This window comes from Vreelandella halophytica (genome assembly GCF_968193635.1).
Genome location: NZ_OZ309107.1, coordinates 2,621,805 through 2,647,242 on the forward strand (window position 1 = coordinate 2,621,805; position 25,438 = coordinate 2,647,242).

A 25,438-nucleotide genomic window follows, 5' to 3' on the forward strand; every position below is an offset into this window, starting at 1 on the left:
GGCGGTGGATATCAGCTACGTGTCAACGCGGGAGCAATCAGGCCTTATCGCCTTTCAAGGTAGCCATGTCGATCACGAAACGGTAGCGCACGTCACCTTTTTCCATACGCTCGAAGCCTTCGTTGATCGCGTTGATGTCGAGCATCTCGATATCGCAGGTGATGCCCTGGTCGGCACACAGCTTCAAGAACTCTTCGGTTTCGGCGATGCCACCGATCAAAGAGCCGGCCACGACACGGCGCTTGAACACCAGATTGAACGCTTCGATAGCGGGCTCGATCGGCTCCAGCAGACCCACGATGATGTGCGTGCCGTCGTACTTGAGCGAGGTCAGGTAAGGGTTCAGGTCGTGCTGGACCGGCACGGTATCGAGCATGAAGTCGAAGGTTTCCGCCACCGCGTCCATCTGCTCTTGATCGCTTGAAACCACGACGTGGTCGGCACCATTGCGCTTGGCTTCTTCTATCTTGGCGCTCGAGCGGGTAAAGAGCGTGACTTCGGCGCCCAGCGCTTTGGCCAGTTTCACACCCATGTGGCCCAAACCGCCCATGCCGATGACACCGACCTTGTGCCCTTTACCTACGCCGTGGTGCTTGAGCGGCGAGTAGGTGGTGATACCGGCGCACAAAAGCGGCGCGGCGGAGGCAAGATCGATGCCGTCGGGCATTTGCAGTACGAAGTGTTCGCTCACCACGATGGAATCGGAGTAGCCACCCTGGGTTACGGTACCGTCCTGGCGGTCTTCGCTACCATAGGTCATGGTGAAGCCTTCCAGGCAGTACTGCTCGACGCCATCCTTACAGGCGCTGCAGCTGCGGCAAGAATCGACCATGCAGCCCACACCGACCAGGTCGCCTTGTTTGAAGCGGCTGACCTTGTCGCCCACCGCCGTCACGCGGCCCACGATTTCGTGGCCGGGCACGACCGGATACTGGCTCATACCCCAATCGTTACGGGCGAAGTGCAGGTCGCTGTGGCAAACGCCGCAGTAGAGAATTTCGATGGCGACGTCGTCCGGGCGCGGTTCGCGGCGCTCAAAACTAAACGGGGCCAGCGGCTTATCGGCGGCAAAAGCGGCATAGGAGTGTGCCTGGGTCATAAACGCTCCGAGTGGTCGAATGAAAGTACCTTCATTATTGACCCTATTGGGCCATCTTGCGATGAAGGAAGCTCCACCGTTTTTGCCTTTTTCTCCAAAACCCTGCAATCAAGTAACAAAAAACCGTGCAAAAATGGCACAATCCTCGTTAAACGGCCTTTTGGAACCCGCCCATGGTGACCTCTTCTGCCCCATCGAGCCCGCTTGCTCGGCTCATCGAGCCGCTGGTACGCCACGAAGGCTTCAATGCCTCGCTGCTCGACCAGGTCTCGCTGCTCTATCTGCCGCGCCGCCAAGCGCGCACGCCGCTCATGTACGAACCCAGCCTGATCATCATTGCCCAGGGGCGAAAAACCGGCTACCTGGGTGACCGGGAAATCCACTACGACCCGGGCCAGTACTTGGTGCAAACCCTACCGCTGCCCTTCGAGTGCGAAACCGACGCCAGCCCCCAGGCGCCGCTGCTGGGCATTTCGATCAAGCTCGACCCAGCGCTACTGGGGGAGCTCGTCACCGCCATGGGCGGCTGTGCGCCGCAAAACGCCGCCCCGCGCCCCATGGCATCCGTCGCCATGAACGCCGCCATGCAAGGCGCGGTGGCGCGGTTGATCGACACCCTGCACGAAAGCGAAGCGTGCAGCGCCATGGGCGCGGCGCGCATTCGCGACGTCGTCTACGAGGCGCTCAAGGGCGAACAGGGCCCGGCGCTGCGCGCGCTGGTTCAGGGGCACGGCCACTACGCGCGTATCGTGCAGGTACTGGCCAGGTTGCACGACCACTTTGCCGAGGAAGTCAGCGTCGAGGCGCTGGCCCGCCAGGTAAACATGAGTAGCTCCGCGTTTCACCTGCACTTCAAGCAGATAACCCGGGCATCCCCGGTGCAGTACATAAAGCGCCTGCGCCTGCTCAAGGCGCAGCAGCTTCTCACCCAGCAAAGCCATAACGTGAACCAGACGGCGCTGGCGGTGGGCTACCGCAGCGCCGCCCAGTTCAGCCGCGACTACAAGCGCTATTTTGGTCACCCACCTCTACAGCACCGCCAACGCGAAAAGGCGCCGGGGGTTTAACCCCCGACGCCCAGTGCTACATCGAATAGCGGCTTATTTGGCGAATATCTGGCTCTTGTCCTTGAACGCCTTGAACTCGAGGGCGTTACCGCAGGGGTCGAGCAAGAACATCGTCGCCTGCTCGCCGACCTGGCCTTTGAAGCGTACGTAGGGTTCGATCACGAACTCGATGCCCTGCGCTTTCAGCCGCTCGGCCAGCGCCTCCCATTCGTCCCACTCCAAAAGCACGCCGAAGTGCGGCACCGGCACGTCGTGACCGTCGACCGGGTTGGTGTGCGCGCTCTCCTGGCCCGGCGTTTTGGGATGGCCGTGAATGACCAGTTGGTGGCCAAAGAAGTTGAAGTCGACCCAGTTCTCGCTGGAGCGACCCTCCTCCAGGCCGAACACGTCGTTATAAAACGCACGCGCCAGCGCCACATCGTAGACGGGAATGGCAAGGTGAAACGGGGAAAGACTCATGGCAAACTCCTTGAATATTACGCCACTACTTGGCGAGGGTCGTTTGGCTAACGTGCCGCTTTGAAGCCATGCTAGGCGGCTTTTTACGAAAACAAAATCATATTTTTGGGCCCGATTCGAAAAACACTCTATTCGAAGGCTTTTGACAGGAAGAATAAATGGCCCAGACGCGGAAGCGCCTGGTATCCAGACGCGCTGATTATCGACCAATGCCTAACGCCATTGGTCTTCGACGACTATCAATAAGTGAGAAAGGCTGACCGTGAACCCCGACGATCTTGAAAAGCTGGTGACCTACACGATGCCGTTCGGCAAACACCACGGCTGGCTCATTGCCGACCTGCCAGGGCCGTACCTTAACTGGTTTGCACGTGAAGGCTTTCCTTCGGGCGAGATTGGCCAGCTTCTCCAACTGATGCACGAAATCGATCACAATGGCTTGAGCGGGCTGCTCGACCCGCTACGCCGCTCTCCCCCAGGGCATGCTCGCAAGCATTAGCGCGTAGCGAGTGCTTTAGCGTATTCCGCCTGGTAGGCGGCGCGTTGGCGGGCGGGGTCGTGAGGAAAGCGCTCAAGGGTGGTGGCCAGCTCGAAAAACCCCGTCGCCGGTATAGCGTCGCGCCGGCTGACCACCAGCGCGGCGATAAACGGCCGCTTTGCCGCCGCATCCTCACGCATTAGCTCCTCGAGCGCTTGGGTCACTCTTGCAATGGTGCGTGGTGGGGTAAGGCCTAACTGCTCTGCAACCTGCTGGTAGGTGAACGGCAATTGGCTTTCAGGGGCGCTCGCCAGCAGCGTTCGAACGGCGCAGGCAAGCGAAGTGGGTGGGGGCATCGCTCTCTTCTCGTTTTCAAGCACCCGTTTTGAAGTGCTTGGCCGGTGGTCTACCGGGCAAGCGCTACAAAGGTAGATGGATAATAGCGCGCTGGATACGACGCTCGCCAAGCCAAAGCTTGCCAAGCGTCAACGGCAGTTTGAAACGGCGCTTGCCCGCCGCTCCCGGGTTGAACAAAAGCCTATCGCCTTGCCATTCGTTGCGCGGTTTGTGCGAGTGGCCATGAAGGACTACATCGCAGGCAACCGCCTCGTCGAAGTCCGCGAGCCGATGCACCAGGTGCAGCCGCCAGCCGTTGACGAGCAGCGTTTGCGTGGCGGGCAGTTTTTCACACCAGTCCGCGGTATCGATATTGCCCCTGACCGTGTAAAGCGGGGCGAGCGCTTCGAGCCGGTCGAGGATCAAAGCGTCTTCGGGCTTATTACCCACATCGCCCAGGTGCAAAATCGCCCCACAGCCTGCCAAAAGCGTCAGCGCTTCGTCGCGCAGCAGGCCGTGGGTGTCGGCGATTACGCCAACGGGGGCGTCGAGTTTCATACGAGCGGCTAGCTAAACAGCGCGTCGATGGAGCGTTCGCCGTTTAGTAGCGTCACGGATTGGTTTTTCAGCGCCGGGGTTTTGACCACGTGAAGAAGCGCGTAGGCGACGTCCGCGCGGGTGATCGCCCCTGCACTCGCCTCCATCGAGTCGCTAAACCCATGCGTCGGCGCGTCATCGGTCAACGGTCCGGGTTTTAGAATCACGTAGGGCAACCCGGTGCTTTGTAGATGCCGGTCGGCGGCGAACTTGGCCGCCATGTAGGGGCGCATCTTCTCCGGCGCTTCGAGGGGCTGCTCGGCACGGATCGCGCTGACCATGACAAACCGCTCGAGGCCTTTCTCTTTGGCGATATCCGCCGTGCGAATCGCGCCATATAAATCGATCAACAGCGTCTTGTCCGGCCCGGTGTGCGGGCCCGAGCCGGCGGTGAAGACCACCTCGTTGCAGCCCTCGAAGGCATGGGCCATCTCGCCTTCGAGATCGCCGATGATGACCTCGATACCGCGGGCCTTGAACCACTCGGCCTGCTCTTCGCGGCGCACCATCGCCTTGACGGCTACGCCCTCCTGCTGGGCCTGTTCGCAAAACTGCTTACCGATTTGACCGTTGGCACCGACTACGAGCGTCGTCATACTTCACTCCTTGTGTATCGCTTCAACTGTTCAGCAGTAGATGCCGACGCTGGCAGGCGAATTCAACCCCGGGTCGACGCTCAAGCCAGTTGCGGGGCTTTCTCGCTAGCGGGTAGCGTTTTGGTTTCAGCGTAGCCACTGACCTGGAACCGGCTCATCAGAGCGTGCATGTCCCCGGCCCGCTCATCCAGTCGTTGGCTTGCCTGAGTCGCCTCCTGTACCAGTTTGGCGTTTTGATGGGTGACCTGATCGAGCTGGGCGATCGCCTCGTTGATCTGCTCGATACCCGAGGACTGCTCGGAGGTGGCGTTGGCGATATCGCTGACGTAATGCGTCACCTCGCCCAGACTATCGATGATGTCTTGCAGGTGATTGCTCGAGGCGTGAACCAACTGCTCGCCTTCGCTGACTTTTTTGACGCTGTCATCGACCAGATGGCGAATCTGCGCGGCCTCATCGGCACTGCGTCCGGCCAGCTTGCGCACCTCCTGTGCTACCACGGCAAAGCCGCGTCCTTGCTCACCGGCGCGCGCGGCTTCCACCGATGCGTTGAGGGCAAGCAGGTTGGTTTGAAAGGCAATATCGTCGATCGCTTTGACGATCGACGTAATCTGCTCGCTGGAATGGCGAATGTCGCTCATCGCCTCGGCGCTTTGTTTGGCCACACCGCCGGCGGCGCGGGCGCGCTGATCGACGTGATGGCTCGCCTTTTTCGCTTGTTCGGCGTAGTCCGCCGTCTGCTTCACCGTGGCGGTCATCTGCTCCACGCTCGAGGCCGTCTGCGCCAGTGAGCTTGCCTGCTGATCCGTACGCCCGGACAGGTTTTCATTGCCCCCGGCAATCTGGCCACTGCTGTGGGCAATGTCTTCGGCGCTTTCGCGCACCTGGCGCACCATGGCTTCGAACGTATCCATCATTTGATTGAAGGCAAACGCGGCCTTACCGACTTCGTCGTCATGCTTGAGCGCCAGACGTTTGGAAAGATCCGCACGCTCTCCGTCGTCGCCACCAATCGTCTCCATTTGCCGGCGCATCAGTACCAATGGGCCCAGTACGCGAACCAGCGTGCGCCAGCCAAATATGGCCAGTAGCGCAATGACGCCCAGGGTTACCAATATCAATAGCGTGCGCCCGGTATCGGCCAGGCGCATGGCGGCGGTGGCGGCACCGCTGGCCTGGGTGGTGATGTAGCTGTTGATATCGTTTAGATCATCCTGCATCGACGCCAGGGCGGTGGTGGTGTCGGCAAGCGCCGCTTGGGTGCGTGCATCCAGCGCAAGCTGCGCTTCGCGCAACGCGTATACCGAGTCCGGGTCTTCGACCATCAGCTCGTTGAGTTCGGTGATCTCGTCGGCCAGCGCTGCGATGACGGCGCGTTGCTCCACTTCGGTACTGGGCGCCTCGGCAATGGCCGCCAGCGACTGAAGCGCCAGCGCTACCTGGGGGACGATGACATAGTTACGCAGATCCATCAGCTCTTCGATGTCACTGGCATGCAGCATCTGACGGCTTAAATCCGCAAGTCTTGCAATGGCCACTCGCGCCTCGCCGCTCAGCCTACCGATATCGACGCGGGGGGCGTACAAGTCATCCAAAAGCTGGGTCGGGAGGGAGGTGGTCCCCTCTTCTCGCCAGGCCTCCATCATATCGCGCTGGGCCGCCTCGCGGCGCGACTGGGTGTAAAGCGTACGATCGGATACGGTTTGCGCGCTTTGGATGACGCTGTCGATGCGCTGCTCCATTTCGTCGATTTGCGCTGCGATTCGAATGCGCAGGCTCAGCGTGTCCCGACGCACCCTATCCAGTGCGTTGTCACCTTCGAGCAGCTTTTCATAGCTTGTATCCAGCGACGCCAAACGCGCCACCTGGTCTGCGTGGGAGAGACGCGACAGGTCTTCCCGGGCACGCTGATAACGCTCGTTCAATACGTCCTGTGAGGTGACCGCCCCCAGCCCCGCGGCGCTTTGCGCCGCCAGCATATCGGCGTGGCGCTGACCAAAGGCCCCCAATGTCAGCACCAGATGACGGCTAGCTTCCTGAAGGGGCAATACATCCCCGGTAATATAATGCTGGGCGTTGACGAGGCGCTGGTTGGTGAACCAGCCCGTCGTTGCGAGCACACAAGCCCCCAACACGGCCGCCGTAAAAAGGCCAATCAGCATAGCGCGGATACTTAACGACTTTTTCATTCTTCGTGTTCGCTTATAGTTAAAATAAAGAGCGTGGCCATATCGTTTGGACATCACGTTCGCTGCCCCTCATGGACATCGGGCGTAGTGCGCTACTCTTATCGGCCGAGGCTCGTTAAACTTAAGCGAATTTTACAACGAAGGGTGCAAGAAAAAGTCCTCTCTCGATTAGCTCGGCCGCTCGATCACAAAACGGTCGGTGATGCGCACGTAGTCGTTGCCGGCCAGCCGACCGGTGGGTTTGAGCGTTGCCATATCCACATGGCGCCCATCCCATATCTGCTCGTCGATGTGAATGCTCACTACCTGCACCAGCACCAGCGAGCCTGCCAATGGCTTGTCGCCAAAGCGAATTACGTCATAGCGTTTGCAGCCAAAGGCGACCGGGGCCTCCTTGATGCGCGCCACGCTAACTCCGGGCATGTCGGCTTTTTCGAGCCCGGCAAGCGTGAACTCGTCCTCCTGGGCGTCGAGCGTGGCGCTGGTCGCGTTGAGCGCCTCGATCAAATCCTCGCTGCCCACGTGCACCACGCACTCGCCCACCGCCTCGATGTTGTTCACCGTATCCTTGGCCTTGCCTTCGCCATCCAGCAGCGGCGCAAACGCCAGTACCGGCGGATCGACGCTTGCCACGTTGAAAAACGAAAACGGTGCGAGATTGGCCCTCCCCTGGGCGTCGCGGGTGGCCACCCAGGCGATCGGACGCGGGCAGATCGTGCCCGAGAAAAGCCGGTAAATCGTACCCGCGCTAAGTTCATTGTCTTCCATCACGTAGTGGGCCATGGCGTTCTCCTTCTTGCCTGACGGTGGACCGGCCGCTAAAGGCCGCATTATTTGAAACGTTTTAAAACGACAGTGGTTAAAGGGTAGCGGTCAATACCGCCTGATGTCTGTGCTTTAATAGTGAAAGACGTTTATCGATTCAAAAGTTCAAGGAAGACGCCCGTGCATATAGTGATACCCGATGATTACCAGGACTGCGTTCGCCACTTGGGCGCCTTTCAAAAACTCGACGGACTGACGGTGACCATCTACAACGACACCGTGACCGAGCTCGAAGCCCAGGTAGAGCGCTTCAAGGACGCCGACGCCCTGGTACTGATTCGCGAGCGCACGCCGATGACCCAGGCGCTCATCGAGCGGCTGCCAAAGCTCAAGGTGATCAGCCAAACCGGTGGCGGCGCAGCGCACGTGGATATTGCGGCCTGCAAGCGCCAGGGAATCACGGTGATGGCCGGCAAGGGCTCGCCGGATGCCGCGGCGGAATTGACCTGGGCGCTGATACTGGCGGCGATGCGCCATATTCCCGAAGAGGTGGAAAACCTCAAGGCCGGGCGCTGGCAGCGCACCCTGGGCACGGGCCTCAAGGGGCGCACGCTGGGTATTTTTGGCTATGGCCGTATCGGCAGCGTGGTCGGCCGTTACGCCCAGGCGTTTGGTATGAAAGTGTTGGTGTGGGGGCGCTCCGGCAGCCGGGAGCGCGCGATCGACGCGGGGCTTGGCGTGGTGCAAAACCAGCAGGCGCTTTTCGAGCGCGCCGACGTGGTGAGCCTGCATCTTCGTCTAAACGACAAGACCCAACACATCGTCACCGAAGAGCACCTAACGCGCATGAAGCCCGGCGCACTGTTGGTCAACACCAGCCGCGCGGGGCTGATTGCCCCGGGCGCTTTGGAGGCGGCCCTGAAAACCGGCCGACCCGGGCGCGCGGCTCTGGACGTCTTCGACGAGGAGCCCCTCACCTCGCACCCGCTTTTCGAACTGCCCAACGTCATCGCCACGCCGCACCTGGGCTACGTTGAAAAAGACAGCTTCGAGCTCTACTTTAACGATGCCTTCGACAATCTGTTGGCCTTTATCGACAACCAACCGGTGACCAACCTGGCGGGATAACCCCTAACGATGCTTCAAATTTCCAACAACGTGACGCTGGCGGACTGGGAAATCGTGATCAGCCAGATCCGCGCCCAGGGCGCGGGCGGCCAGAACGTGAACAAGGTCGCCTCGGCGGTGCATTTGCGCTTCGATATTTTGAGCTCCACCCTGCCCGCGGGGTACAAGGAGCGGCTGATGGCCTTTTCCGATCAACGGATCAGCAAGGAAGGCGTCATCATCATCAAGGCCCAGAGCCATCGCACTCTGGAGCTCAATAAAGAGGATGCGCTGGCGCGGCTCAAAGCGCTGATTCTGGAGGCGGTCACGCCGCGCAAGGCGCGCCGCCCGACCAAACCCAGCAAAGGCGCCAAGCGCCGGCGGGTGGACAACAAAACCCGCAAGGGCACGGTGAAATCGCTGCGAGGCAAGGTGTCGCCCTAGTAACGCCCCGGCTCTTTGAGCCATGATCGATCGAGCACGTCGTCAGCGCTCAGGAGCTGCCCGTAGCGGGGGTCTTTCGCCAGGGATGGCGAAAGTAGCCTACAGGGAGGTATTCATGGCGCCCCCGCGTAGGGCTGCTCCGGAGCCCACTGTCGCGCCGGTGTAGCGAACACTACTCGCCACCGTGGCGGTCGCTCAAGATATGGTGAAGCTCGCCGCAGGCGACCAAAGGGTCGTCGCAGTTAATCACGATTTGCGAGGTAGCCAGCACGTAGCTGCGCCCGGTAATGGTGTTCTCCACCACCTGGTAGGCGCCTTCCTGATGGGTGCCGATAAAAGTACCGATGAAACCGGTTTCGCGAAGTGAAATGGTTTCGAGCTTGTCCCCGACGTTGAGCCGCCCTTCGTACTGCATTAATGCAAGCCTGGCCGAGGTGCCGGTGCCCGTGGTACTGCGACAAATCACGCCGGGGTGGACGTAGGTGGTCGAGCGCGAGCGAATATAATCCTCGCCGACCTGCTCTTCCGGCCCCATGAAGTGTAAAAACGGCAGCGGCCCCACATCCCCCAGGGTGTAGTGGGAGAAGCCGCGCTTGGCCTTGATCGCCTCGACGATTTTATAAGCGCAGGCGGCAAGCGCGGCCTCCTCCTCGCGGACCAGCTTGAAGCCCAGCGCCTCGGCGTCGACCAGCGCGTAGAAGCCGCCGCTATAGGCGATCGAGTAGGTGACCTCGCCAATCCCCGGCACCGCGACGCTTTCGCGGTAGGTATCGATATAGCTTGGCAGGCCGCCGCAGGTGACGGATTCCACCACGCCGTTATGCACCCGCGCCTCGATCTGCACGAGCCCCGCCGGGGCCTCCAGGTTGAAGCGCTGAATCCCCTCCTGCTTGGCCACCAGGCCGCTTTCGAGCACCGCGGTGGCCGTACACAGCGTGTTGGAGCCCGAGTAAATGGGATACCCCATGACCTCCATGATGATATAGCCCGCTACCGCCTCCGGGTGGACCGCGGGCACGAGCAGGTCCACCGACATTTCAGGGATGCCGTAGGGCTCCTCGAGCAGCAGCCGACGCAAGCCATCGGCGTCGTCGCGCAAATACTCCATTTGCTGGCGCACGCTCATCCCTGGCAGCGCATCGATACCGCCGGTGACGATGCGGCTGACATCGCCGCCGGCGTGGGTGTCCATCAGTTCAATGGTATGGCGTTTTTTCACGGCAAAGCTCCCGGTCAAGTGGTCACGACGCTCCGTTTGATTCGAGCGCGAACGCCGCGCCGTGAGCCTCCCACTGGGCATCGGGGACGATCACGATCTTACCCAGGTAGCTACTGGCGCGGTTCATGAAGTAGCGCTCGGCGTCGTGAAGTCTGGAGAGCTTGAACGCCGCGTGCAGTACGGGCTTGAGCTCACCGCTTTTGATCCACGCCATCAGCTGCGCCGCCTCTTCGCGCGTTCCGTGGGAGACGCCGAAGATCTGTACCTGGTAGAGATAAATACGCGTCCACATGATTTCACTGACGTTGCCGCCGCTGGCGCCGGCAATCGACAGCCGCGGGTAGGCCGTGCGCGCCTGCATATCGCCAATCATGGTGTCGATGAAGAGATCGGTCATCTGCCCGCCCACCAGGTCCATGACCGCATCGATGTTCGCCCCCTGGGTGGCCTCGAGCACACGCTCGACGAAGCTTGCAAGATCGCCCCGGTCGATCACCGCCTCGGCACCGAGCGCGATCAGCGCATCCGCTTTGTCCGGCTGGCTCACCGCAAAGGGAATCGCCCCGACGATGCGGCAAAGCTGGATCAGCGCGGTGCCCACGCCGCCGCTGGCGCCGCTGACCAGCACGCGCTCCCCCGCGCGCACGTTGGCGGCGGTCATCATGTGATAAGCGGTTTGATACGAGCACATGCCCATCGAGGCAAGCTCGGCGTCGCCAAGTTTTTCGTTGGGGATGTGGTAGAACTGATCCGAGGGCAGCGCGACGTACTCGGCGAAGCCACCGTCGGCGCCGTGGCCGTAGTAGTCCGGGGTCAGGTTGATATCCCCGCGCTCATCGGCGTAGAGGTTGAAATCCAAAAGCCCACGCTCACCGATGCGCGAAGCATCGACGCCCTCGCCCACCGCGACGACCCGCCCGGCCACGTCCGCGCCCTGAATACGCGGAAAGCCAAGGGTCGGCGCACCGCCCATCGCAAAGGAGGTCACTTCCTCCTTGCCTTTGGTCGGGTAGAGCCCTTCGCGGGCCTTGCGGTCGGTATTGTTTTTGGCGGTCGCGGTGACCCTGACCAGTACCTGACCCGGGCCCGGCGCGGGCGTGGCGACGTCCTCTCGATACTCGAGCTTATCGACATCGCCGTGGCCGGTCAGCAGCATGGCGGCCATGGTATCCGAAACGGAGCGCACATCGGCCATAAACGGCCTCCTGTGGTTGAGTTCAAACCCGTCAAGGTCTGAGTGGGTTTAAAAGACCCTATCAAATTTAAAGGCCCCCTCAATCCCCCCCGCGCCGAATCTTTCGCCGCGGTTAAAACCACCCCTTGCGTTTAAACAGCCAAATCAACACGCCCGCGATGCCAAGCATGGCGCCCCACACGAAGAAGTAACCGTAGCGCCAGCCAAGCTCTGGCATGACCTCGAAGTTCATGCCGTAGATACCGGCAATAAAGGTCAGCGGTACGAAAATCGCGGTAATCACCGTGAGCACGCGCATGGTGATGTTCAGCTGGTGTGAAGAGATCGAGATGTAGCCATCGACCAGGTCGCCGCAGATCTCGTAGTACATCTGGGTCAGGCTATAAAGGCGCTCGAAGCGCTCGGCCACGTCGTTGATCGCGTGCAGGGTTTCGCTTTGATCCCGCGGCAGGTGCTCGTAGTCGTAGGCGGTCAGCTCCTGGGTAATGCCCTTGTGGTAGCTGAAAATACGGCGCATTTTGACCAATCGGGACCGGTAGGTAATGATTTTACGCATCAGCACATCGTTGCCGTTGTCCAAAAGCTCGTCTTCCAGGTCGCTCAGCGCGGTTTCGAACTCCAGCAGGCTGTCGCTATAAAACCCCGCCGAGGTGTACATGACTCTGAGCGCGGCGCGCTCCGGCGACTGCGCCAAAAGCGCTTGGCCCTGGGCGTTGAAAAGCCGCTCGACGCTCATTGCCTCGCCCGGGTGCAGCGTGATCAGAAAGCGTTCACCGATAAAAAACGCGATCTGCTGCGGGATGAAGTTGAGCTCGGCATCGAAAGAGGAAATACCCCGGTAGATGATCAGCGTATGCTGCTCGAACTCTTCGATCTTGGGCGGGTGGCGCTCCTTGTGGGCATCCTGAATGGCCAGCGGATGGCACTCGAAGCGCTCGAGCAGCGTGCGCTCGGTATCCTGCGTTTCGCCCTGCAGGTCGATCCAGATGTGGCTCTCCGGGTTTTGCTGCCACTGCGCGAAGAGCTCCTCGCCGCCGGTCTGAAACGTGCCGTCCGGCGCTGTCAACATACTGCGAATCATCGCTTTGCATCCTGAAAAAACGTTAAGAAGTGCCATAACCCGGCGTAAAGGCTGATAACTTTAGCCTACGTTGAATCCAGGCGTTAACGGATAGATGCGATAATTAATGCTATTGCGGCTAAAAAGCCATACTTTTAGAGGAAACCGTGCCCTTGAGGAAAACATCATGACCTTCACCGAAGCCAAAGAACACGTTAACGGACGGTTGCACGGTCTGTTTGCCGCGCCCTATCAAGCTTTCGAGAACAACACCCCCGAGCGCGAGCTGCATATCAAGGTCGCGCTCTATATGCTGCTGGGTCGGCCGATGACCCGCGGCCAGGTGACGCTCAGGATCGTACACGGTTGGGAAAACGGCGGCTGTGAACCCAATGACCTGGAACACATCGATTACCCGCTTGCCTCGCTCGAAGACTTTCGCGCCGCGGCCAGTGGCTTCGGGCAGTCGCGCCAAAGCACGCCCCAGCCTTCAAACGAAGGCGCGCTGCTGGCCAGGCCTCTCTCGGAGGCCATCGCCAACGCCGTGGCCAAGGGGGTCGCGCTCGACGACGACATTCAGGCAACGCCGGCGCGCTGGCCCGCTTTCGAAGGCGGCCTTGCGCTCTATACCCAGTTCAAGATGTACCACCGCCTGGTCTACGGCGAGGACGACACCTACCGCTGCTCGCTTTGTGAGACCGCTGAAGGGCTGCGGGAGATTCACGAATTTCACCTCGAAGAAGGCGAATTCGCGCTGCTCACCCCGCTTAGCGAACAGCGCGGTGGCGGTAAAACGCTGTTGATCCTGCACGAAAGCCAGCTCGGCCCGATCGAGCAGCTGTTCGAGCAAAGTCTGCCGCTTTTGGAGCGTTAAGACGTCTTCAACGATGGTTCGATCTCGTATCGGCGCGGCCCCGCGCCGATACGTTTCGAGGGTGAGCGCTAGCTCAGCGAGATCGTGCTGTTGATGCCGGCGGAGACGTTTTCCGGCTCGAACCAGCGGGCGGTGACGGTTTTGGTCTGCGTCCAGAAGGCAATCGCCTGCTTGCCGTTGGGCCCCAGGTCGCCAAGTTTGGAGCCGCGCGAGCCGGTAAAGCTGAAATAGGCCACCGGCACCGGAATGGGCACGTTGATGCCGATCTGGCCCACGTCGATATCAGATTCGAAGCGCCGGGCCACCCACCCGGCGCTGGTGAAAATCGAAGTGCCGTTGCCGTTGGGGTTAGCGTTGATCAACGCGATGGCCTCATCGAGGGTCGCCACGTTCACCACGCATAGCACCGGGCCGAAAATTTCCTCCTGATAGATGCGCATGGTCGTGGTCACGCCGCTGAAAAGCGTGGGGCCAACGAAGTTGCCTTCCGGGTAGCCCGCGACCGTGTAACCACGCCCGTCGAGTTCGAGAGTAGCCCCCTCATTGACACCCTGCTCGATGAGTGCTTCCACCCGCGCTTTGGCCTGGGGGGAAACCAGCGGGCCCAGGTCCGCATCGCGCTGGGTGCCGGGGCCCACGCGCATGTTTTGCGCGCCCTGGATGATATCCTCGAGCCAGGTTTGTGCCTCGCCCACCAGCACCAGGACAGAGTTGGCCATACAGCGCTGGCCCGCCGCGCCAAAGGCCGACCCCAAGAGGCTATTGATCGCCTGGCTGCGGTTGGCGTCCGGCATCACGACGCAGTGGTTCTTGGCGCCCATCATCGCCTGCATGCGTTTGCCCGCCGCAGCGGCGCGCTGGTACAAAAGCGACCCCACGTGAGACGAGCCGATGAACGAAAGCGCCTTGATGCTCGGGTGATCCGCCAACTGGTTGGCGACCTCCGGGCCCCCGTGCACCACGTTCAATACACCGGGCGGAATACCCGCCTGGTGGGCAAGTTCGACCAGGCGTAGAGTAGCGCTCGGGTCCTGCTCCGAAGGCTTCAACACGAAGGTATTGCCCGTGGCGATTGCTAGCGGAAACATGAAGCACGGCAACATGATCGGAAAATTGAACGCCGTGATGCCTGCGCCAACGCCCAGGGGCTGGTGCAGGGTATACACATCCACGTCATTGGCCGCGTTTTCGGCCAGTTCGCCAAGCTGCAGCGAAGTGATCGAGCAGGCGTGCTCGACCACTTCGAGCCCGCGACCTACTTCGCCTTCGGCATCCGGCAGGGTTTTGCCGTGCTCCTCGGTAATCAGCGCGGCCAGTTCGCCGGTATGCTCGCGAATCAGCGCCGCCAGCGCCATCATGATGCGCATGCGCTTGTTCAAGGGCACCTTGCGCCACTGCTTAAACGCTGCCTGGGCGCTTTGAATGGCGCGCTCGACCTCTTCCGGGGTGCAAAAGGGCACGCGGGCAACGACCTCCTGGGTGGCCGGGTTGATCACATCGCGCCACTCCCCGCTTTGCGAGGTGACGGCCTGACCGTCGATAAAAAGAGGAATCTCGCGTAGAGCCACGGCGTTTCTCCTGATGCTGTTGTTATTGCTTTATTGAGGGCGCCCGCACCAGTGTGAACGTTTTTATCGTTATGCCGATGCTATCGCCGCCTACCCGGGCAGGTATTGCCGCCAAGATATAGCAGCAAGTTAACGTAAACGTCAATTGGCGCTTGGGCGCTGTGCCACTAATGCGCGTTTGGGTGGGGGGGTGCCCCGGCAGCTTTGGCGCCGCCGGGGCGCGGCAAGCGTTCGTACCGGCACGCGCTCATCGCCGGTGCCGGTGTCCGGTCAAAGCCTGGGCTAGTCGCTATCCTGCTCTCCGCTATGGCTACTTTGCGACTGGCTCTGGGTGACCCGGGGAACGTCTTCGCTATTCACGAAATAGGTGGTGCTCAACGTCTGATGGATTTTGGCGAAGCCGACCTGCAGCTCGTCGACAAAGGCGTGTAGCTTGCTGGGCGAGTGCGCCAGCGTCTGGATATCCGCGTCGACGACATCTGCGCGCACCATCGATACCGTCGCGACCACGCGGTCCTGACGCGGCAGCCACTGAAGCTCGTGGGCGAGTATTTCGAGACTGCAGGCGATCGCCCGCGGCAGATGCGTGTCCTGGAGCAAAAAGCGCAGCACGTCGGGGCCGCGCACCCGCAGGCGCACCTGTTGGCGGTACATCTGGTAGGCGGTCAGCGACTTCAACACGCTCATCCACTGCAGGTTCTCGAAGGGTAAAAGCTCCTCCGGGTTTTGCGGCAAAAGACTCGCCGAGCGCACATCGAGAATACGGGTGGTCATGTCGGCCCGCTCGAGCTGGCGACCAAGCTCGATGAAGGTGCGCGCCGGTCCGTGGCTCAGGGTTCCCTCGATCAGCCCGGTCAAGGTCTGGCAGCTGCGAATCACGTTTTTCAAGAAGGTGTCGCGCCGACGCGGGCTTACCGCGTTTTCGGCGTGATCCGCCACGCTCAAATAGAGATGATTCACCTCTTCCCATATTTCTCGGGGAACCACGTCGCGGGTGGTGCGCAGGTTCTCGCGGGCGCTGGCAAGCGCGGAAAGAATCGAGCTCGAATTTTGCGTATCGGCGCACAAAAAGTGCACCACGCTCTTCTCATCGAAAGTATCGAAACGCGCCTGATAATCTTCGAGGGTGCCGGTCATTTCGATCAGCGGGCCCCAGCCCAGCGGCAGATTGTGCGGCAAATCGAGCATCAGGTGGCTATTGACGCTCAAAAGCCTGGCGGTGTCCTCGGCGCGCTCGATGTAGCGCGCCATCCAGTAAAGATTCTCAGCGACCCGTGACAGCATGACGCTCTCCTTTCGATGGCGCGGCGCTCGCCTCGTCCTGTTCGTCCACTTCGACGATCCAGGTGTCCTTGCTCCCCCCGCCCTGGGAGGAGTTCACCACCAGCGACCCTTCCACCAGTGCAACCCGGGTGAGCCCGCCGGTGGTCACGTAGGTGTCCGGTCCGGAAAGTATGAAGGGGCGCAGGTCCACGTGGCGCGGCTGCGGCAATCCACCGGCAAGCGTTGGCGTGGTCGAAAGCGCGATGGTCGGCTGGGCCATGTAGTTACGCGGGTTGGCGCGAATCAGGTCGGCGAACTCCTCGCGGGTCTCTTTGGTGGAGCGCGGGCCGATCAACATGCCGTAGCCGCCGGATTCGTTGGCGGGCTTGACCACCAGTTCGTCCAGATGCGAGAGCACATACGCCCGATCTTCTTCGAACATGCACAGATAACTCGGCACGTTGGGCAGCAGCGGCTCTTCCCCCAGGTAGTAGCGAATCAGCTCGGGCACGAAGGCGTACACCACCTTGTCGTCGGCAACGCCCGCACCCGGGGCGTTGGCCAGGGCCACGTTGCCCGCCCGCCAGGCCCGCATCAGTCCCGCTACCCCCAGCTTCGATTCCGGGTTGAAGACCTCCGGGTCGAGAAACTCGTCGTCGACCCGACGGTAGATCACGTCCACCCGGCGGCGCCCTTCGACCGTGCGCATGTAAACCACGTCGTGTTCGTCGACGAGCAGGTCGCTGCCCTGCACCAGCTCCACGCCCATTTGCTGGGCAAGATAGGCGTGTTCGAAGTAGGCGGAGTTGTAGATGCCCGGGGTGAGCACGACCACCTGGGGGTCGTCCCCCGGGCGCGGCGACATCGCCGCCAGCATGTCGTAAAGCTGGGCCACGTAGTCATCCACGGGCAAAATCTTGCCGGAGGCGAATAGCTCCGGGAGTACGCGCTTGGTGACGTTGCGGTTTTCGAGCATGTAGGAAACGCCCGAAGGGATACGCAGGTTGTCCTCCAGCACGTAGAGGGTACCGTCGGCGCCGCGCACCAGGTCCGAGCCGCAAATATGCGCCCACACCTTGTGCGGCGGGTCGATGCCCACGCACTGCGGGCGAAAATTGACCGACTGCGCCAGCACCTCGGCGGGGAGGACCCCGTCCTTGACCACTTTCTGGTCGTGGTAAAGATCGTCGATAAAAAGATTCAGTGCCTTGACGCGCTGCTTGAGGCCGGCCTCGGTTTTACGCCACTCCTGGGCCGAGATGATGCGCGGTACGATATCGAAAGGCCAGGCCCGGTCGATCATGGCGCCTTCGGAGTAAACCGTAAACGTAATGCCCATGGTGCGAATGGCGACTTCGGCGGCGGTTTTGCGCTCGGCAAGCTCAGCGGCGCTGAAGTCGGCCAGCATGTTGCAAAGTTCGAGCGCCGAGGCGCGGGGTTGGCCCGGGGCGGCGATCAGTTCGTCAAAGTAGTCGCGGCAGGCGTATTGATTCCAGTTCACTTGGCTCATAGGCGCTCTCCTGGCGCGGCGACGGACGCACGGGTCCGATCAATTCAGTTTAGGCCCATCCGCGGTAAAAACACTTTATTGGGTAACGTTCTGTAAACGCTCTTCAACTATCCCTCCATTAAACGCAAATTCTGCTGCAAAGTGCCTAAGCTAAGGGGATACTGACTCCCACCCATCTTTAATCAGCGACAGGTTCCACTGCCAGGCCGGTACGCTTCAGGCTTTTGACCGATACCCGCTCAACTCAAGGGTGGCCCATGACCATTCGCGTTGCCTTGCACCACCGTACCACCTATCGATTCGACCGGGCCGTTCATTTATCGCCCCACGTGGTTCGCTTGCGCCCGGCGCCGCACTGCCGCACCCATATCGAGTCCTACTCGCTCGATATCTCCGGCAACGACCACTTCGTCAATTGGCAGCAGGACCCGTTTGGCAATTTCAACGCGCGCATCGTTTTCCCCACCCCGCGCAACGAACTCACCATTGCCGTCGAACTCATCGTCCCCATGACGGTGATCAACCCGTTCGACTTTTTTCTCGACGATATCGCCCAGACCCTGCCGTTCGTCTACCCACAAGCGCTTGCGCGCGAGCTAAGCCCCTACCTCGAGGTGGAATCCCCGGGCCCGCGACTCACCGAGTGGCTGGCCCAGGTGGACAAAACCCCCGCGGCCTGCGTGGATTTTCTCGTCGCGATCAACCAGCGCCTACAGGGTGACATCAGCTACAGAGTGCGCATGGAGCCCGGCGTGCAGAGCTGCGAAGAGACGCTGACCCTTGGCAGCGGGTCATGTCGCGACAGCGCCTGGCTGCTGGTGCAAATTTTCCGGCACCTGGGATTAGCGGCGCGCTTTGTCTCCGGCTATCTGATTCAGCTCGCCCCGGACATCAAGGCGCTGGACGGCCCGAGCGGCACTGAGACCGACTTTACCGACCTGCACGCCTGGACCGAGGTATTTTTGCCCGGTGCGGGCTGGGTGGGGCTCGACCCGACCTCGGGGCTATTTGCCGGCGAGGGGCATATTCCGCTGGCCGCCACGCCCACCACGGGGAGCGCGGCGGCGATTACCGGGTTCTCGGAAAAATGCGAGGTCAGCTTCGACGTCACGATGAGCGTCGAGCGTATCCACGAAGACGCCCGGGTCACCCGCCCCTATTCCGAGGCTCAGTGGGCGCAGATTCTCGCCCTCGGTGATCAGGTGGATGACGCCCTCCACCGCGAGGACGTTCGCCTGAGCCTGGGCGGCGAGGCCACTTTCGTGTCGGTCGACGACGTCGAAAGCCCGCAGTGGAACACCGAGCCCCTGGGTACGCACAAGCGCGAGCGTGCCGAGGCGCTTTTGAACCGGCTGCAAAGCGCCTTCGCAAGCGGTGGTGTTTTGCAGCAGCAAGGCGAATGGCACGCCGGCGAGGCGTTGCCCCGCTGGGCGCTGGCCTGCTACTGGCGCAAAGACGGCGTGGCCCTCTGGCGCGACCCAAAGTGGCTGGCTGGAACGCAAGACGCGCCCAGGGTATACGCCAACGACCTGCTGGCCAAAAGCTTTACCCACGCGCTTGCCGAGCAGCTGGGGGTCGAGGCGCGCTTCTGGATGCCGGCCTTCGAGGACGCCGCCTATTACCGTTGGAAAGCGCAAACGTTACCCGCCGATATCGACCCGCGCGAAATCGATCCAACCGACGCTGCCGAGCGACACCGCCTGGCAAGGCTTCTGGAGCGTGGGCTGGAGGCGGTCGTCGGCTATGTCCTGCCCCTGCGTCACGCCATTGCCCAAGGCCACCGTTGGGAAACCGGACGCTGGCCGCTCGAGCGCGACCACCTCTACCTGGCGCCGGGCGGCTCGCCCATGGGCCTGCGCCTGGCGCAGCCGGCCAAGCCCTGGGCCGTCGAGCGCCCTGCTTACGCGACCCCGCACTCGGCGCAAGACGAATCGATGCAGCGCCAGCCCAGCACCGGGCAGGCGCGGGACGAAAGCCTGGTGCATACGAGCCTTTGCATCGAGGCGCGCGACGGGCGCCTGTGCATCTTTTTACCGCCGCTGACCCATTTGGAGCACTTTTTGGCGTTGCTCGAAAGCATCGAAGAGTGTGCCCGGGAGATTGGCTGCCCGGTGGTGATCGAAGGCTACGCCCCGCCTGACGACCCGCGCCTTGAACGCTTTTTGCTCACCCCGGAGCCCGGCGTGATCGAGGTCGACGTTCCGCCCGCGGTTAGCTGGCAAACGTTGGTGGCGCAAACCGAGGGGCTTTACGAGCAGGCCCGCCAGGCGCGACTGGGCACCGAAAAGTTCATGCTCGACGGCCGCCACACCGGCACGGGCAGCGGCTATCACGTAACCCTTGGCGGCCTCACCCCAGAGGATTCGCCGTTTTTACGCCGCCCGCAACTGCTGGCAAGCCTGGTCACGTTTTGGCAGCACCACCCGAGTCTTTCGTATCTATTCTCCGGGCTTTTTACCGGCCCGGAAAGCCAGGCCCCGCGGGTGGATGAGGCGCGCTTCGAAGCGCTTTACGAGCTGGAAATCGCCCTTCAACAGATCCCCCAGGACGACGCGGCAGAACCCTGGCGTGCCGAGGGCCTGCTGCGCCATCTGTTGACCGACTCGACCGGCAACCCCCAACGCGCCGAGCTCTGCATCGACCAGCTTTACCCGTTGGATAGCGATAGCAAACCGCAAGGGCTTTTAAAGCTTCGCGGCTTCGAAATGGCGCCCCACGCGCGTATGGCCCTGATGCAGATGCTGTTGATCCGCGCGCTGGTGGCCAGGTTCTGGAAAGCACCTTACCGCGCCAAACCGGTGCGCTGGGGAAGCGCGCTACAGGACCGCTGGGCTCTGCCCCACTACCTGTGGGAAGACCTGAACGATGTGCTGGACGACCTTCGCCGCCACGGTTTCGACTTCAAGCTCGAATGGTTCGAACCCTTCCGCGAATTCCGCTTTCCGGTGCACGGCCGCCTGCATACGGCGGCGCTGGATATCGAGCTGCGCCAGGCGATCGAGCCCTGGCACGTGCCGCGCGACGAAGCCTTCGCCGACGCTACCGCGCGCTACGCAGGCTCTCCGGTCGAGCGCCTGGAGGTCCGGGTAAGCGGCATGAGTGGCGAGCGCTATATCGTGACCTGCAACGGCCGTCGCCTGCCGCTGAAAGCCACCGGACGCAGCGGCGAAGCGGTCGCCGGCGTGCGCTACCGTGCCTGGCAGCCGCATACCCCCGCCCAGGCGCCGCTGATATTCGACGTGATCGACACCTGGAACGAGCGCTCGGTCGCGGGCTGCACCTACTACGTGGCGCGCCCTACCGGGCGCAATTTCGAGACCTTTCCGGTCAACGCTTTCGAAGCCGAAGCGCGCCGGCTCGGCCGGTTTAGCGCAAGCGGTCATCGGCAAGGCTTTCAAATGCCCGCGATGGAGATGCCCAGCATGGAGTTTCCGTTGACGCTGGATTTACGCCGGGCTCCCCAGTAACGGGTTACTATTCCCCCTTTTAGGAACCTTTGTATGACGGCCTCTGTTACATCCTCGCCCGCCGGGCTGGTCGAGGGATATCTTGAACAGCCAGGCAATACAGTGCCCGCAGTTTTTGACGCCATGCTGGATCAAAAGGGCCAGCTGCGCCCCGGCTGGCAGGAACTGCTCGATTGCCTCGACGCGCTTGGTGAGCAGGGCCGCTACCGCCAGCAGGAGGATATCCAGGCGCTGCTGGCCGAAAACGGCGTAATCTTCAATATGCACGACGAGGGTCAGCGCCGTGCCTGGCGGCTCGACCCGCTGCCCTGGGTGATCGACCAGGCCCAGTGGCAGGCGCTCGAGGCAGGGCTCGTTCAGCGAAGCCGTCTGTTCAACGCGATCTACAACGATATTTACGGCGCGCGGCGCTTGTTCGACGCTGGGCTGTTACCGATTCAGGCACTGCTGGCTTCACCGGATTACCTGCTGCCCTGCCACGGCGCTCAGCCCGGCGGGCGGGCGCCGATCGACTATCACGGCGTCAACGTCATTCTGGACAGCGAAGGCCACTGGCGGGCGGTGAGTGACCGCCTGCAAACGCCTTCGGGCACCGGCTTCGCGCTGGAAAACCGTATTTTGATGGGCCGGGCGCTGCCGCAGATGTATCGCAACGCACCGTTAAAACGCCTGGCGAGCTTTCTGGATGCCCATCACCGAACGCTCACCGTGCTGGCCTACCAGCATCGCGATAACCCCACCGTGGTACTGCTGACGCCGGGGCCGCAAAGCCCGCGCTACTTCGAGCACGCCTACCTTGCCAACTACCTCAACATCGCGCTGGTCAAGGGCCAGGACCTGGTGGTACGGGATGGCCAGCTCTGGCTACGTACCCTGGGCGGGCTAAAGCCTGTCGATGTGGTGCTGCGCTACTGCCGCGACGCCGAGTGCGACCCGCTGGAGCTCGACGACGCCTCCGGTATCGGCGTACCCGGGCTTTTACAAACCGCGCGCACCCAAGGGGTGGCGGTTTCAAACGCCCTCGGCGTTGGGGTACTCGAAAGCAGCGCGCTGGCCGATTACCTGCCGGCGCTTTGCGAGCACCTTCTGGGGGAGCCACTATTGCTGGCCGCCGCCGATGCGCAGACCGCCTCGGCAACGCTGCCGGTATTCGATGAAAAGCTCAAAACCCTCGGCCCGGCCACGTTCAACCTGCGCTGCTTCGTGGCCCGCACGCCCAGAGGTGCGACGGCCCCCGGCGCCCCCCGCGAGGAGTACCGGGTCATGCCCGGCGGGCTTTGCTGGCAGGGCGCGCCGGGCGCGCCGTCGCTCGAAAGCCCGGTGGTGAAGGATGTATGGGTGACCGCGGCCAGCGCCCAGCCCCACGTAAGCCAGCTCAAGCAGGCCCGCGGGCCGATCGTGGTCACCCGCGACAACGAAGACCTGCCCAGCCGCGTGGCGGAAAGCCTTTACTGGCTGGGCCGCTACGGCGAACGCCTGGATAGCCGCGCGCGGCTTTTGCGCGAGGCGCTGTTGCGGCTCATGGAGTACGACCAGGACGCCATTGCCGACCAGGTCCTGGACGAGCTTTTGCAAGCGCTCGACCTTTGCGACAAGCCGGAAGCACAGGGCGCGTCTAACCGGCCCGCCGGCTTTTTGGCCAAGCAGACGGCGCTGCTGGTCCAGTTCGACAGCAGTGATCACCGCGCGCTGCAGCCGCTTTTCTCGCAGCTTTTGCACAACGCGCAAAGCGTGCGCGACCACCTGGGCGACGACTCCTGGCGCGTTATTCACCAGCTTCGCCATCAGCTCGATACGCTGCATCCAAGCCTGGATACCCGCGGCGCGCGGCGCGCCTGCGAAAGCGTCTTTGCCCAACTGGCGGCTTTTTTCGGGCTTTGCAACGAAACCATGCCCCACCACTACGGCTGGCGATTTTTAGACATTGGCCGCTTTTTGGACCGCGCGCTGGGGCTTTTAGAGCTTTTGAAGCTCACCGTGAATGCCTTGCCGGAGCGCCGCCTGGCGATGTGGGAAGTGGTGCTGGCCACCACCGACAACTTCACCGCCTACCGGCGGCGCTACCGCAGCGAGCTTCACCCGGCGGCCATCATCGACCTTTTGCTGTTCGATGAGACCAACCCCCGCTCGGTGGGCTTCATGCTCAAGCGGCTCAATAAGCAGGTCGAGCGCCTGCCGGGTAGCGCCAGCCCTTACCGTAACGCCGAGCGCCGCCTGCTGATCCAGGCCAACGCTGCCCTTCACCTGGCCGACATCGACCGGCTCAGCCACCTAAGCGACACCCCGGAGGCGCAGCAGGCGCTCGGACAGTTGCTCGACGAGCTGCTAACGCCGCTCAACGCCCTCTCCGATGCGATCAGCCATAGCCACTTCAGTCACGTGGAGCGCGCCCGCCAGCTGGTCAACATGGAGCGCGACGAATGAAGTACGCCCTGCGCCACACCACGCGCTATCACTACAGCGCGCCGGTCACGCTATGCCATAGCGAAGCACGGATGCTGCCGCGCAAAACGCCCCACCAGCAGTGCGGAGCCTCGACGCTTGCCATTACGCCCACGCCCCACCACCAGGCCGAACGCCGCGACGTCTTCGGTAACCGGGTGCTCTATTTCGCGGTAGAAGCGCTTCATCAAACCCTCGATGTGACGGTGACCACGCCGATCAACACGCGGGCAATGGGCGCGTTGCCCGCGGCCTCGACAAGCTGGGAGCACACCGCCGAACTTTTAAAGACCACCCCGCGCTTCGAGACCGAACTTTACCGACTGGACTCGCCCTTCGTGCGGCGAAGTCAAGAGCTTGGCGACTTCGCTCGGCAGTGCTTTACCCCCGGTCGCGGGCTCATCGACGCGGCCATAGCGCTCAATGGCTACGTGTATGAACACTTCGAGTACGACCCCAGCTTCACGACACTAGCCACGCCGATCAACGAGGTATTGGCCAACCGCCGCGGGGTGTGTCAGGACTTTGCCCATTTGATGATCGGTGCGCTGCGCTCGATCGGGCTGGCTGCGCGTTACGTGAGCGGCTACCTGGAGACCGAGCCGCCACCGGGCCAGCCCCGGCTGGTGGGCGCGGATGCCTCCCACGCCTGGCTTGCGCTCTGGGTTCCCCAGTGGGGCTGGCTTGCATTGGACCCGACCAACGGGACGCTTGCCGGTGAGCGCCACCCGGTGGTGGGTTGGGGGCGCGATTATTTCGATGTCGCCCCGCTGAAGGGGGTGATGAATGGCGGCGGCGGCCACCACGTAGAGGTCGAGGTGGACGTGCTGCCGCTAGGCTAGACACCCGCCCACCAGGCGGCTCAGGCGGCCTCGTAGGCCGCTTTCAGCCGGTAGAACTCGTCGACGATGGCCGACATCTGGTCGTCGTCGTAGTCACAAAGCCCGCTGACCACGAGCTTTTTGGATCCGACCCCGACCGACTCCCCCTGGGACTCGATGGCAAACTCCAATAGCGCTTCGGCGCGCTTGCCCTGAACGCAAAGCGACGAGTCGGTCAGCGCCAGGTTGGGCGTAAAACCGTCCAGACGCGCCAGCGAGAAGCCCATGCTGTCGTAGATCACCAGCGGGCGTTTAGGATTGAACATGACGCCATGCTCTTCCATCAGCGGCTTCAAGTAGTGCGGGAAGTTCTTTCCCGAAAACGCCACGTAGCAGCGCGCGAAGCCTTCGACCACGTCCGGCTCGAAGGTGACATCGCCCTGGCGGGTAACATGCAGGTAGCACTTGCCCGTGTCGTCGCATACGCGGATCTGGCCGTCGTCGGCTTCGCAAAACTTCAGCGGTGTCTGTGCCGCGACCATGTTGGTGAAGCGAAATTCCATGTGGCGCGATAATCCAAACCTGGCTAAAACGAGTGTGAATAGCAGGTCACCGGGCACGCAGAAACGCCGCGCATCCGGATTATGGATAGGGTTGTAATCGCCGGCGACGCCTTTGGCGAAACGGCTGGCCTGCTCGGCGGAGATCACCACATAGTCCCCGCGCTGCGTGTAAAAATCCTTGAACATGGCTTTGCTGCCTGCCTAGCGTTGAAATCGAAAACCCATCTCAGTCCCTTGTCGCGCATAATGCCATAAAACATGCGCCGAAAGGAGCCATTATCAAAAGCCGATCGTCCCGCAAAACCGCTCCTTACCCGCG

The 25,438-nt window shown here is 62.0% G+C and carries 22 protein-coding genes; 8 read left to right on the forward strand and 14 right to left on the reverse strand.

Annotation, left to right across the window (positions count from 1 at the left end):
- Nucleotides 1-37: 37 nt before the first annotated feature.
- Nucleotides 38-1,099 (reverse strand): NAD(P)-dependent alcohol dehydrogenase, encoded by a 1,062-nt coding sequence (locus ACWHXT_RS12125; protein ID WP_447893879.1) that lies wholly within the window; start codon nucleotides 1,097-1,099, stop codon nucleotides 38-40.
- Nucleotides 1,100-1,272: 173 nt separating this feature from the next.
- Between ACWHXT_RS12125 and ACWHXT_RS12130 the strand changes: the two genes are divergently transcribed.
- A complete protein-coding gene (locus ACWHXT_RS12130) occupies nucleotides 1,273-2,166 on the forward strand; it encodes an AraC family transcriptional regulator N-terminal domain-containing protein (protein WP_447529422.1) in 894 nt (297 codons plus the stop codon).
- Between the two features lie 33 nt (nucleotides 2,167-2,199).
- Here ACWHXT_RS12130 and ACWHXT_RS12135 read toward each other — a convergent pair whose 3' ends face one another.
- Nucleotides 2,200-2,625 (reverse strand): VOC family protein, encoded by a 426-nt coding sequence (locus tag ACWHXT_RS12135; RefSeq protein ID WP_106373480.1) that lies wholly within the window; start codon nucleotides 2,623-2,625, stop codon nucleotides 2,200-2,202.
- A gap of 262 nt (nucleotides 2,626-2,887) precedes the next feature.
- Between ACWHXT_RS12135 and ACWHXT_RS12140 the strand changes: the two genes are divergently transcribed.
- Nucleotides 2,888-3,124, forward strand: coding sequence for a DUF3820 family protein (locus ACWHXT_RS12140; protein WP_447926561.1), 237 nt, complete (start codon nucleotides 2,888-2,890; stop codon nucleotides 3,122-3,124).
- Here ACWHXT_RS12140 and ACWHXT_RS12145 read toward each other — a convergent pair.
- The 5 genes from ACWHXT_RS12145 to ACWHXT_RS12165 all read right to left on the reverse strand — a co-directional run bounded on the left by ACWHXT_RS12145 (nucleotide 3,121) and on the right by ACWHXT_RS12165 (nucleotide 7,604).
- Nucleotides 3,121-3,459, reverse strand: coding sequence for a hypothetical protein (locus tag ACWHXT_RS12145; RefSeq protein ID WP_447956025.1), 339 nt, complete (start codon nucleotides 3,457-3,459; stop codon nucleotides 3,121-3,123). The two genes, ACWHXT_RS12140 and ACWHXT_RS12145, sit on opposite strands and share 4 nt — an antisense overlap.
- Before the next feature lie 64 nt (nucleotides 3,460-3,523).
- Nucleotides 3,524-3,997 carry a metallophosphoesterase family protein gene (locus ACWHXT_RS12150; protein ID WP_447956026.1) on the reverse strand — a complete coding sequence of 158 codons (474 nt, stop codon included), beginning with the start codon at nucleotides 3,995-3,997 and terminating at the stop codon, nucleotides 3,524-3,526.
- 8 nt (nucleotides 3,998-4,005) lie between these two features.
- Nucleotides 4,006-4,632, reverse strand: coding sequence for an SDR family oxidoreductase (locus ACWHXT_RS12155; protein ID WP_447956027.1), 627 nt, complete (start codon nucleotides 4,630-4,632; stop codon nucleotides 4,006-4,008).
- 80 nt (nucleotides 4,633-4,712) lie between these two features.
- Entirely contained in the window at nucleotides 4,713-6,752 is a 2,040-nt protein-coding gene (locus tag ACWHXT_RS12160) for a methyl-accepting chemotaxis protein (RefSeq protein ID WP_447926565.1), read from the reverse strand.
- A gap of 237 nt (nucleotides 6,753-6,989) precedes the next feature.
- Entirely contained in the window at nucleotides 6,990-7,604 is a 615-nt protein-coding gene (locus ACWHXT_RS12165; RefSeq protein WP_447956028.1) for a flavin reductase family protein, read from the reverse strand.
- A gap of 162 nt (nucleotides 7,605-7,766) precedes the next feature.
- On the opposite strand from ACWHXT_RS12165, the gene ACWHXT_RS12170 reads away from it, so the two are divergent.
- Nucleotides 7,767-8,714 carry a D-2-hydroxyacid dehydrogenase family protein gene (locus tag ACWHXT_RS12170; RefSeq protein WP_447926567.1) on the forward strand — a complete coding sequence of 316 codons (948 nt, stop codon included), beginning with the start codon at nucleotides 7,767-7,769 and terminating at the stop codon, nucleotides 8,712-8,714.
- A gap of 9 nt (nucleotides 8,715-8,723) precedes the next feature.
- Nucleotides 8,724-9,137 (forward strand): alternative ribosome rescue aminoacyl-tRNA hydrolase ArfB, encoded by a 414-nt coding sequence (gene arfB, locus ACWHXT_RS12175; protein WP_447893888.1) that lies wholly within the window; start codon nucleotides 8,724-8,726, stop codon nucleotides 9,135-9,137.
- Between the two features lie 172 nt (nucleotides 9,138-9,309).
- On the opposite strand, the gene ACWHXT_RS12180 is transcribed toward arfB, so the two are convergent.
- From ACWHXT_RS12180 to corA, 3 genes are all read right to left on the reverse strand, one after another.
- Nucleotides 9,310-10,356 carry a proline racemase family protein gene (locus ACWHXT_RS12180; protein WP_447956029.1) on the reverse strand — a complete coding sequence of 349 codons (1,047 nt, stop codon included), beginning with the start codon at nucleotides 10,354-10,356 and terminating at the stop codon, nucleotides 9,310-9,312.
- A gap of 22 nt (nucleotides 10,357-10,378) precedes the next feature.
- Nucleotides 10,379-11,551, reverse strand: a complete 1,173-nt coding sequence (locus ACWHXT_RS12185) for an alcohol dehydrogenase catalytic domain-containing protein (protein ID WP_447956030.1) — start codon at nucleotides 11,549-11,551, stop codon at nucleotides 10,379-10,381.
- A 112-nt stretch (nucleotides 11,552-11,663) separates the two neighbouring features.
- Entirely contained in the window at nucleotides 11,664-12,632 is a 969-nt protein-coding gene (gene corA / locus ACWHXT_RS12190) for a magnesium/cobalt transporter CorA (RefSeq protein ID WP_447956031.1), read from the reverse strand.
- A 166-nt stretch (nucleotides 12,633-12,798) separates the two neighbouring features.
- On the opposite strand from corA, the gene ACWHXT_RS12195 reads away from it, so the two are divergent.
- Nucleotides 12,799-13,485 (forward strand): hypothetical protein, encoded by a 687-nt coding sequence (locus tag ACWHXT_RS12195; protein WP_447926571.1) that lies wholly within the window; start codon nucleotides 12,799-12,801, stop codon nucleotides 13,483-13,485.
- 68 nt (nucleotides 13,486-13,553) lie between these two features.
- On the opposite strand, the gene ACWHXT_RS12200 is transcribed toward ACWHXT_RS12195, so the two are convergent.
- The 3 genes from ACWHXT_RS12200 to ACWHXT_RS12210 form a co-directional block, all read right to left on the reverse strand.
- Nucleotides 13,554-15,053 carry a CoA-acylating methylmalonate-semialdehyde dehydrogenase gene (locus ACWHXT_RS12200; RefSeq protein WP_447956032.1) on the reverse strand — a complete coding sequence of 500 codons (1,500 nt, stop codon included), beginning with the start codon at nucleotides 15,051-15,053 and terminating at the stop codon, nucleotides 13,554-13,556.
- A 282-nt stretch (nucleotides 15,054-15,335) separates the two neighbouring features.
- Nucleotides 15,336-16,337 carry an alpha-E domain-containing protein gene (locus tag ACWHXT_RS12205; protein ID WP_447956033.1) on the reverse strand — a complete coding sequence of 334 codons (1,002 nt, stop codon included), beginning with the start codon at nucleotides 16,335-16,337 and terminating at the stop codon, nucleotides 15,336-15,338.
- Complete coding sequence (locus tag ACWHXT_RS12210) at nucleotides 16,318-17,826, reverse strand: circularly permuted type 2 ATP-grasp protein (RefSeq protein ID WP_447956034.1); 1,509 nt, start codon at nucleotides 17,824-17,826, stop codon at nucleotides 16,318-16,320. The genes ACWHXT_RS12205 and ACWHXT_RS12210 overlap by 20 nt, the downstream gene beginning before the upstream one ends.
- Nucleotides 17,827-18,083: 257 nt before the next feature.
- On the opposite strand from ACWHXT_RS12210, the gene ACWHXT_RS12215 reads away from it, so the two are divergent.
- From ACWHXT_RS12215 to ACWHXT_RS12225, 3 genes are read left to right on the forward strand one after another with little or no spacing between them, the layout of a single operon-like run.
- Complete coding sequence (locus ACWHXT_RS12215; protein WP_447956035.1) at nucleotides 18,084-21,293, forward strand: transglutaminase family protein; 3,210 nt, start codon at nucleotides 18,084-18,086, stop codon at nucleotides 21,291-21,293.
- A 33-nt stretch (nucleotides 21,294-21,326) separates the two neighbouring features.
- Nucleotides 21,327-23,717 carry a circularly permuted type 2 ATP-grasp protein gene (locus ACWHXT_RS12220; RefSeq protein WP_447956036.1) on the forward strand — a complete coding sequence of 797 codons (2,391 nt, stop codon included), beginning with the start codon at nucleotides 21,327-21,329 and terminating at the stop codon, nucleotides 23,715-23,717.
- Nucleotides 23,714-24,577 (forward strand): transglutaminase family protein, encoded by an 864-nt coding sequence (locus ACWHXT_RS12225; protein ID WP_447926577.1) that lies wholly within the window; start codon nucleotides 23,714-23,716, stop codon nucleotides 24,575-24,577. The genes ACWHXT_RS12220 and ACWHXT_RS12225 overlap by 4 nt, the downstream gene beginning before the upstream one ends.
- A gap of 20 nt (nucleotides 24,578-24,597) precedes the next feature.
- On the opposite strand, the gene ACWHXT_RS12230 is transcribed toward ACWHXT_RS12225, so the two are convergent.
- The gene (locus ACWHXT_RS12230) at nucleotides 24,598-25,305 is read right to left on the reverse strand and encodes a DUF3581 family protein (protein ID WP_447926578.1); all 708 of its coding nucleotides are present in this window, start codon (nucleotides 25,303-25,305) and stop codon (nucleotides 24,598-24,600) included.
- Nucleotides 25,306-25,438: the final 133 nt, after the last annotated feature.